Source organism: Streptomyces sp. CB02009 (assembly GCF_001905825.1).
In the GTDB taxonomy this organism is placed as follows: Bacteria; Actinomycetota; Actinomycetes; order Streptomycetales; family Streptomycetaceae; genus Streptomyces.
This window is the reverse complement of the sequence record NZ_LIVV01000002.1, coordinates 98,584-107,073: the sequence shown is the minus strand read 5'-3', so window position 1 is coordinate 107,073 and position 8,490 is coordinate 98,584. Positions and strand designations below refer to the sequence as shown.

Here is an 8,490-nt window from a genome sequence, read left to right as displayed (position 1 = left end):
GGGCGGGGGCGGGGGGCCCGGAGGGGGTGGAGATGGTGGTGGCGGGCCGCGCCCCGAGCACCTCGCCCGAGGCCGCACCGGCCACCGCCAGGGTGACGGCGAGTGCGGCGAGCGGGGTGCGGGTGGAGCCGCCCTGGGTCTCGTGGCGGGAGACGGCGGTGACGGCGTAGGTGTGCGCCCCGAGCAGGGCGGCGGACGGCAGGGCGTGGAGGGCCCGGTGGTGGGGTCCGCGGTTCCCGCCCGTGGAGGCCGTCGCGCCCAGGAGGAGGTCGAGGGCGCGGGCCGTGGCCATGGTGCCGGGGCCCGCCGGGGTGTGTTTCAGGCCGAGGTCGTAGGCCCAGACCGTGGCGGCGAGGGCGGTGGCGACCGCGAGGGGCGGGCGGCCCGCGCGGGAGGCCAGGGCCAGGCCCGCCGCCGTCAGGGCCGCCGAGGCGGCGAGGGCGGCGCTCGGGGCGATGCGTCCGGAGGGCAGGGGGCGGTGGGGGCGTTCTGCGGCGTCCTCGGCCCGGTCGGCCCAGTCGTTGAGGGCCATCCCCGCCTCGTACAGGCAGAGCGAGGCGCCGATGGCGCAGAGCGTGCCCCGGCCGGGGCGTACTCCGGCCGCCGCGGCGCCCGCGAGGGCGTCGCCGGGCACCGAGAACAGGGCCGATACGCGCAGGAGTTCCGCCCAGGCCTGCGCCCGGCCGGTGCGCCGCCGCGTCATCGGGCCGTCCCCGTCCGCGCCTGTCCCGACCCGGTGTCTCCCGGGTCCGCGTCCGCCGGCTCCGCGTCCGTCGGCCCCGCGTCCGGCGTTCCCGCGTCCAGCGACCCCGCGTCCGCCGTCTCCGCGTCTGTCGGCCCCGGGTGGTCGCCCAGGGTGCGGCCGAAGGTCAGCAGGCGGTCGTACTGGTCCGCCAGTGCGGCCGGTGGGGTGCCTTCCGGGTCCTTGAAGTAGAAGGCGAGGTCCTCCAGGGGTCCTGTGACGCCCTTCTCGTGGGCGCGGGCCGTGAGGCGTGCGAGGTCGAGGACGAGGGGGGCCGCGAGGGCGGAGTCGCAGCCCTGCCAGAGGGTCTGGAGGATCATGCGGGTGCCGAGGAAGCCGTCGAAGGCGATGTGGTCCCAGGCGGTCTTCCACTCCCCCATCGCGGGGACGTCGTCGATGTGGACCTGGCCTTCGACTCCGTGGCCGAGGGTGTCGGTGAGGACGCGTTCCTTCCCGGCGTTCTTGGCGGCCGCGGCCGCCGGGTCGGCGAGGGCGGCTCCGTCGCCGCCGCCGAGGAGGTTGCTGCCGGACCAGGCGCGTACGGTCAGGGCGCGCTGGCGGAACATCGGGGCGAGGACGGCGCGGAGCAGGGTCTGGCCGGTCTTGCCGTCGCGGCCCGCGTGCGGGAGCCGGCTCGCGGCGAGCGGGGCGGCGAGGGCGGGGTGGCGGATGCCGGTGGACGGGGTGAAGTTGACGTACGGGCATCCGGCGCGCAGTGCGGCGGCGGCGTACAGGGTGCTGGGTGGGAGCCCGACGCCCCCCGACGCCGGCTCCGTGGATGCCACATTGACGACCACGACGCGGTCCAGGCCAATGCGGCGGCGGAAGTCCGTCAGGTCGTGGGTGAAGGCGGTGATGAGCTGTTCGTCGGTGCGGGTGTCGCCGGGGGCGGGGCCGCCTGGGCGGATCTCGCGGTCGGCGGCCTCGAGCTCGCGGGTGACGGTCCGGGTGAGGCCGTACGGGAGGACGCCGGCGGTGGTGAGTTGTTCGGCGCGTTTGGGGAGCGGGCAGTCGGTGGTGTCGTGTCCGCCGAAGACGAGGTGGGCGAGTGGGGGCAGGCCGGCGTCGGCGAGTTCGGGGGTTTCGGTGGCCATGCCGGTGGGTGGGTGGAGTCCGGCGACGAGAGCGGCGCAGCCGACCATGGTGGTGGTGGCGACGGAGCCTCTCGCGCCTATGAGCCAGATTCCGGTGCGGGGTGCGTGGGTCATGGCGTCGGCCTCCCTGCTCGTCCAGCGGAATGCGGGGTGGGGGTGGTGGGGGTGGTGACGGTGGGCGGGGGGTACGGCGCCGCCCCGCCCACCGTCGTGCGGGGGCTCCCGTCAGCCGGGTGCGGGAGCCGGTCGGGGGAGCTCCGTCAGGAGGGGAGTTCCTTGAGTCGGATGTCGCGGAAGGCGGCCTGGTCGGCGGCTCCGTGGTTCTGGATGCCGATGTGGCCGCTGGTGAGGCTGCGGGCGGGGTCGGTGTTGGTGAAGTCGTTGATCTTGATGCCGTTGAGGAAGACCTGGAGGCGTTCGCCCTGGACGCGGATCTCGTAGGTGTTCCATTGGCCGGGCGGCCGGAGGGCCTGGTCGCGGGCCTTGAGGTTGGCGGACTTGAAGCCGTAGACGGCTCCGGTGGTGCGGTCGGCGGCGTCCGTGGCGTCGATCTGGATCTCGTAGCCGTTGTTCACGGCGGACCAGGGGTCGTCGCTTGCGGGGAAGCCGACGAAGACGCCGGAGTTGGAGTCGCCGGTGAGTTTCCAGTCGAGGGTGAGGGAGTAGGAGCGGAGTTCCTTGGCCTGGTACCAGAGCATGCCCATGCCGCCGGTGGAGTGGAGTTGGCGGTCGGCGATGTCGAAGCCGCCGGGTCCGGCCTGCTTCCAGCCTTCGCGGGTCTCGCCGTTGAAGAGGTCGCGGTAGCCGGTCCGGGGTCGGCAGTCGGCCTTGACCTGGCCGGTGGCGTAGCGGAGGCCGCCCAGCAGGTGTCGGCGGAAGGCGGGCTCGGCGTAGGACTCCTTGGTGTGGCCGCCGCCGGTGTAGAAGGAGCGGCCTCCGCCGTAGGTCTGGCACCAGGCGATGGGGTGGTCGCCCTTCATGGTGCCGCCCTGGTAGGTGGTCTCGTCGAGGGTGGCGAGGACGCGGGCCTGGTCGCGGGGGTTGGTGCGGTAGTTGTACCACTCGTCGGTGCGCTGCCAGGGGCCGTCGATGTGGGCGGTGGCGGGGTGGGTGTGGTCCTCGGCGCGGACGGTGGCGGGCTGGATCTGCGGGTGGGACTGGAAGTAGGCGCCGACGAGTCCGCCGTAGAAGCTCCAGTCGTATTCGGTGTCGGCCGCCGCGTGGACGCCCATGTAGCCGCCGCCGGTGGAGACGTAGTTCTCGAAGGCCTTCTGCTGGTCGGTGTCGAGGACGTCGCCGGTGGTGGAGAGGAAGACGACGGCGTCGTAGCGGGCGAGGTTGCCGGTGGTGAACTGGCGTGGTTCTTCGGTGCTGTCGATCACGATGTTGCTGGTGGCGCCGAGTTCCTTGAGGGCGGTGATGCCGGTGCCGATGGAGTCGTGGCGGAAGCCGGCGGTCTTGGAGAAGACCAGGACGCGTTTGGCGTCGCGGTTCGCGGGGGTGCTGGAGAAGGTGAAGTCGTCGAGGTCGTAGAGGGCGCCGGTGCCGCCCTTGAAGACGAGGAAGAGTTCGGTGGTCTTGCGGGGCAGGTTCCGCAGGGGGACGTCGATGTCCTGGAAGGTCTCCCAGCTTCCGGTGACGGGGACGGGTACGGAGCCGTGGAGGGGTCCGGTGGGTGAGCCGGTGCGGACTTCGAGGAAGCCGCCGTTGCCGCCGGAGGAGATGCGGGCGGTGAGCTTGGTGGCTCCGGTGACGTTGTAGGGCTTGAAGGAGATCCAGTCGCCGTCGTTGATGTCGCCGACGGTGCGGCCGCCGTTGGCCTGGGTCTTGTCGTAGAGGTTGACGCCGTTCTGGGCGTCGAAGTGTTCGGCCTGGCGGTGGCGGGGCTGGAGTTTGGCCTGGTCGTGGGTGGTGAGGGCGGCCTGGCCGCCGCCTCCGCCGTCGGTGTACTCGGCGTCGAAGACGGCGAAGATGTTGGCGTCGTCGTCGTGGCCGCCGTCGGCGGAGGTCTTGATGGTGCCGGTGCAGCCGTTGGCGGTGGTGACGGGGTGGCCGTGGCTGTCGTGGCCGAGGACGTAGGTGACCTTGACCTTGGTGCAGTCGATGGTGCCGTCTTCGGGGTCGGTGACGGTGACCTTGAAGGGGATGTCGTCGCCGAAGGAGAAGAGGGCGCCTTCCGCGGGGAGTTCGAGGGTGACCTTGGGGGCGGTGTTGCCGACGACGACGTGGACGGAGGCGGAGCCGGTGCGGCCGGTGGTGTCCTTGGCCGTCACGGTGGCGGTGTAGGTGCCGTTCTTGCGGTAGGTGTGGGTGGGGTGGGCGGTGGTGGCGGTGCCGCCGTCGCCGAAGTCCCAGGTGTAGGTGAGGGTGTCGCCGTCGCCGTCGGTGGTGCCGGCGGAGGAGAAGGCGACCTTGAGGGGGGCGGTGCCGGAGGTCTTGTTCGCGCTCGCTTCGGCGACCGGGGAGCGTCCGCCGGTGGCGTTCTCGATGCGGTAGAGGCCGGAGTTGTGGTCGCCGCCGAACCAGGCGGTGCCGTAGTCGAGGACGTAGAGGGCTCCGTCGGGGCCGAAGGCCATGTCCATGATCTGGGTGCCGGTCCAGGGGACGTCGTTGATGGAGGCGACGGTGCCGTCGGCGTCCTGGTCGACGCGCTTGATCCAGCGGCGGCCGAACTCGCCGGCGAAGAAGTCGCCGTCGTAGGCCTCGGGGAACTTGACCGGGGAGGGGTTGGCGGGGTCGTAGCGGTAGACCGGGCCGCCCATGGGTGATTCGGAGCCGGTGCCGAACTCGGGTACGGAGCCGCCGTTGTAGGGGATCCAGGCGGGTTCGGCGGGCGGCAGGTCGACGAGTCCGGTGTTGTACGGGGAGTCGTTGGTGAGGGCGGCGCAGTCGTAGCGGGCGCCGGAGGTCTTGGTGGCGAAGTCGTAGTCGACGTAGGGGTCGTTGTCGCCGGTGCAGAAGGGCCAGCCGAAGTTTCCGGGCTTGGTGACGCGGGCGAACTCGACCTGTCCGGCGGGGCCGCGCAGGGGGTCGGCGGCGCCGGCGTCGGGGCCGTAGTCGCCGACGTAGAGGATGCCGGTGGCCTTGTCGACGCTGAAGCGGAAGGGGTTGCGGAAGCCCATGGCGTAGATCTCGGGCCGGGTCTTGGCGGTGCCGGGGGCGAAGAGGTTGCCTTCGGGGACGGTGTAGGTGCCGTCGTCGGCGACCTTGATGCGGAGGATCTTGCCGCGGAGGTCGTTGGTGTTGCCGGAGGTGCGGCGGGCGTCGAAGGCGGGGTTGCGGCCGGGGCGTTCGTCGATGGGGGTGAAGCCGTCGGAGGCGAAGGGGTTGGAGTCGTCGCCGGTGGAGAGGTAGAGGTTGCCCTGGGCGTCGAAGTCGATGTCGCCGCCGACGTGGCAGCAGATCCCGCGGGTGGCGGGGATGTCGATGACCTTCTTCTCGCTGGCGTTGTCGAGGGTGCCGTCGGCCTTCAGGGTGAAGCGGGAGAGGCGGTTGACGCCGTCGTACTGCGCGAAGTCGGCGGCGGTGCCGTTCTCGGGGGCGTCGCCGGCGGGGGTGTCGAGGGGCGGGGCGTAGTAGAGGTAGAGGGCCTTGTTCCGGGCGAAGTCCGGGTCGAGGCCGATGCCCTGGAGGCCTTCCTCGTCGTGGGAGTAGACGGGGACGGTGCCGATGACGGTGGTGTTGCCGGCGGCGTCGGTGCGGCGGAGTTCGCCGTTGCGGGAGGTGTGGAGGACGCTGCGGTCCGGGAGTACGGCGAGGGACATGGGTTCGCCGACTTCCTCGCCGCCCTTGGCGAGGGTGATCTGCTGGAATTCCTCGGCGGCCGAGGCGGCCGAGGCGGCGGAAGCGGCCGGGGCGGCGGATGCGGCGGTTCCGCCGGGGGTGGGGCCTTCGGGTTCGGCGGCGAGGCCCTGGGGGGCGCCGAGGGCGAGCAGTCCGATGGTGAGCAGGGCGAGCGACTTCCTGGCGCGGAGTCGTTTTCTGTGCACGGGTGTCCTCCGGATTCGGGCCGGGTGTGCGGGTGGTCCGGGGACCGGCGTGCGCCGTCACGCTGGTCTCATCTCACTGTTACGCCATGTACACATCAGGGACCGTAGCCGGGTTCGTCCACCACGGAAAGCCCTTGCGCACCAGCGCGGTCGAACTTTTCCCCGCGACAGGACAAAGCCTCTCGCGGGCAGCGCGGACCGGCCGGGCGGCACCTCGCCGCCCGGCACGGACCTGCGCCTTCACCTCAGTCGGCGGTCCCGAAGGCCGCGTCGAAGGAGGCGGCCGGGGGATCGAAGTCGTACCGCTTGAGGAAGGACAGCGCCTCGGGGGCACCGGTCAGCCGGTCCATGCCGGCGTCCTCCCACTCCACGGAGACGGGTCCCGCGTAGCCGATGGACCGGAGCATCCGGAAGACGTCCTCCCAGGGCACGTCGCCGTGTCCCGCTGAGACGAAGTCCCAGCCGCGCCGGGGGTCGCCCCAGGGCAGATGGGAGCCGAGCCGGCCGTTCCGTCCGTCGAGCCGCTTGCGGGCCTCCTTGCAGTCCACGTGGTAGATCCGGTCGCGGAAGTCCCACAGGAAGCCGACGGGGTCGAGGTCCTGCCACACGAAGTGGCTGGGATCGAAGTTGAGCCCGAAGGCGGGACGCCGGTCGACGGCGTCCAGGGCCCGCTGGGTGGTCCAGTAGTCGTAGGCGATCTCGCTGGGGTGGACCTCGTGCGCGAAGCGGACGCCCTCGGCGTCGAAGACGTCGAGGATCGGGTTCCACCGTTCCGCGAAGTCCTCGAAGCCGCGCTCGACCATGCGCTCGGGGACCGGCGGGAACATCGCCACCAGATGCCAGATGGAGGAGCCGGTGAAACCGATGACGGTGTCGACGCCGAGCGCGGCCGCGGCCCGGGCGGTGTCCGCGAGTTCGCGGGCGGCCCGCTGCCGGACGCCCTCGGCGTCGCCGTCGCCCCAGATCCGGGCGGGCACGATCGCCTGGTGGCGCTCGTCGATCGGATGGTCGCAGACGGCCTGCCCCACCAGGTGGTTGGAGATCGCCCAGCACTTCAGCCCGTACGCGTCGAGCAGTTCGCGCCTGCCCTTGACGTACGCCGGGTCGGCGAGGGCCTTGTCGACCTCGAAGTGATCGCCCCAGCAGGCGAGTTCGAGGCCGTCGTAGCCGAAGTCGCGGGCGAGCCGGCAGACCTCCTCCAGGGGCAGGTCGGCCCACTGGCCGGTGAAGAGCGTGAAGGGTCGTGGCACGGTCGGGCGCCTCCTAGCTCGGTACGGATGTGTCGGCGTGCGTCTCGGGCGGCGTCGCGGCTGATCCGTCGGCAGCAGCGTGGACCGGGAAGCCGACCGGGGTGTAGACCGCGTTGCTCCGGGCGCTCTCCTCCACGGCGGCCAGGACCCGCTGGACCTGGAGGCCGTCGGCGAAGGAGGGCGCCGGGGCGATGCCGCTCGCCACGGCGTGGACCAGGTCGCGTGCCTGGTGGGCGAAGGTGTGCTCGTAGCCGAGCGCGTGACCGGGTGGCCACCAGCCGTCCAGGTACGGGTGGTCGGGTTCGGTCACCAGGATGCGGCGGAAGCCCGCCGTGACCGCCGGTTCGGTGTGGTCGTGGAAGGACAGTTCGTTGAGCCGCTCCAGGTCGAAGGCGAGCGAGCCGCGCTCCCCGTTGATCTCCAGCCGTAGCGCGTTCTTGCGGCCGGCGGCCATCCGGGTGGCCTCGAAGGAGGCCAGCGCACCGGAGGCGAGCCGCCCGGTGAACAGGGCCGCGTCGTCGACGGTGACCTGCCCGTACGCCTCCGATCCCGCTCCCCCGGCGAGACCGCCCGCGGTGACGCCCGACAGCAGCGGGCGCTTCCGTACGAAGGTCTCGGTGAGCGCCGAGACGCCGACGAGCGGCTCCCCCGCCAGGTACTGGGCGAGGTCGACGGCGTGCGCCCCCAGGTCTCCGAGCGCGCCGGAGCCGGCGTGTTCTCGTTCCAGGCGCCAGGTGAGCGGGAAGGCGGGGTCGACCAGCCAGTCCTGGAGGTAGCTGACGCGGACGTGCCGGAGGGTGCCGAGGCGGCCGTCGGCGATGAGCTGCCGGGCGTACGAAAGGGCGGGCACGCGGCGGTAGTTGAAGCCGACCATGGCGATCTGGCCGCGGGCGGCGGCCGCTTCGGCGGCCGCCGCCATGGTCTCGGCCTCGGCGACCGAGTTGGCGAGCGGCTTCTCGCACAGCACGTGCTTGCCGGCCTCCAGGGCGGCGACGGCGATCTCCGCATGGCTGTCGCCCGGGGTGCAGACGTCGACGAGCTGGACGTCGTCGCGGGCGATCAGCGCGCGCCAGTCGGTTTCGGCGGCGGCCCAGCCGTGCCGTCGGGCGGCGGCCCGGACGGCGGTGGCGTCACGGCCCGCGACGGCGGCGAGGACGGGTCGCAGCGGCAGGTCGAAGACGCGGCCCGCGGTGCGCCAGCCCTGTGAGTGGGCGGCTCCCATGAACGCGTAGCCGACCATGCCGATGCCGAGCGTCGGCGGTGCGGCCCCGCTCTCCGTCTGTTCCATACGGTTCCTCCGTTTCGTGGTGCGGCGAGTTGCTGCTCCCCGGGGCGGTCGGGCCGCCGGGGACCGGTCCGGCCGGACGGCCCGGGGGGCCGCCCGGGTGCGGGCTGGCGGGACCCGGCGGCCCGGT

Annotated in this window: 5 protein-coding genes; all 5 read right to left on the bottom strand. The window is 72.5% G+C overall.

All coding sequences use genetic code 11. The features are described 5' to 3' along the window. The coding region (locus tag AMK27_RS07890) for an SCO3242 family prenyltransferase (protein ID WP_079188292.1) at positions 1-703 on the bottom strand (703 nt) is incomplete at its 3' end. After that, positions 700-1,950 carry an inositol-3-phosphate synthase gene (locus AMK27_RS07885; RefSeq protein ID WP_107425512.1) on the bottom strand — a complete coding sequence of 417 codons (1,251 nt, stop codon included), beginning with the start codon at positions 1,948-1,950 and terminating at the stop codon, positions 700-702. The genes AMK27_RS07890 and AMK27_RS07885, both read right to left, overlap by 4 nt. A 146-nt stretch (positions 1,951-2,096) precedes the next feature. Next, complete coding sequence (locus AMK27_RS07880) at positions 2,097-5,825, bottom strand: ThuA domain-containing protein (protein WP_073904225.1); 3,729 nt, start codon at positions 5,823-5,825, stop codon at positions 2,097-2,099. A 245-nt stretch (positions 5,826-6,070) separates the two neighbouring features. Further along, the gene (locus AMK27_RS07875; RefSeq protein WP_073904223.1) at positions 6,071-7,075 is read right to left on the bottom strand and encodes a sugar phosphate isomerase/epimerase family protein; all 1,005 of its coding nucleotides are present in this window, start codon (positions 7,073-7,075) and stop codon (positions 6,071-6,073) included. A gap of 13 nt (positions 7,076-7,088) precedes the next feature. After that, positions 7,089-8,363, bottom strand: coding sequence for a Gfo/Idh/MocA family protein (locus AMK27_RS07870; RefSeq protein ID WP_241847383.1), 1,275 nt, complete (start codon positions 8,361-8,363; stop codon positions 7,089-7,091). Positions 8,364-8,490: the final 127 nt, after the last annotated feature.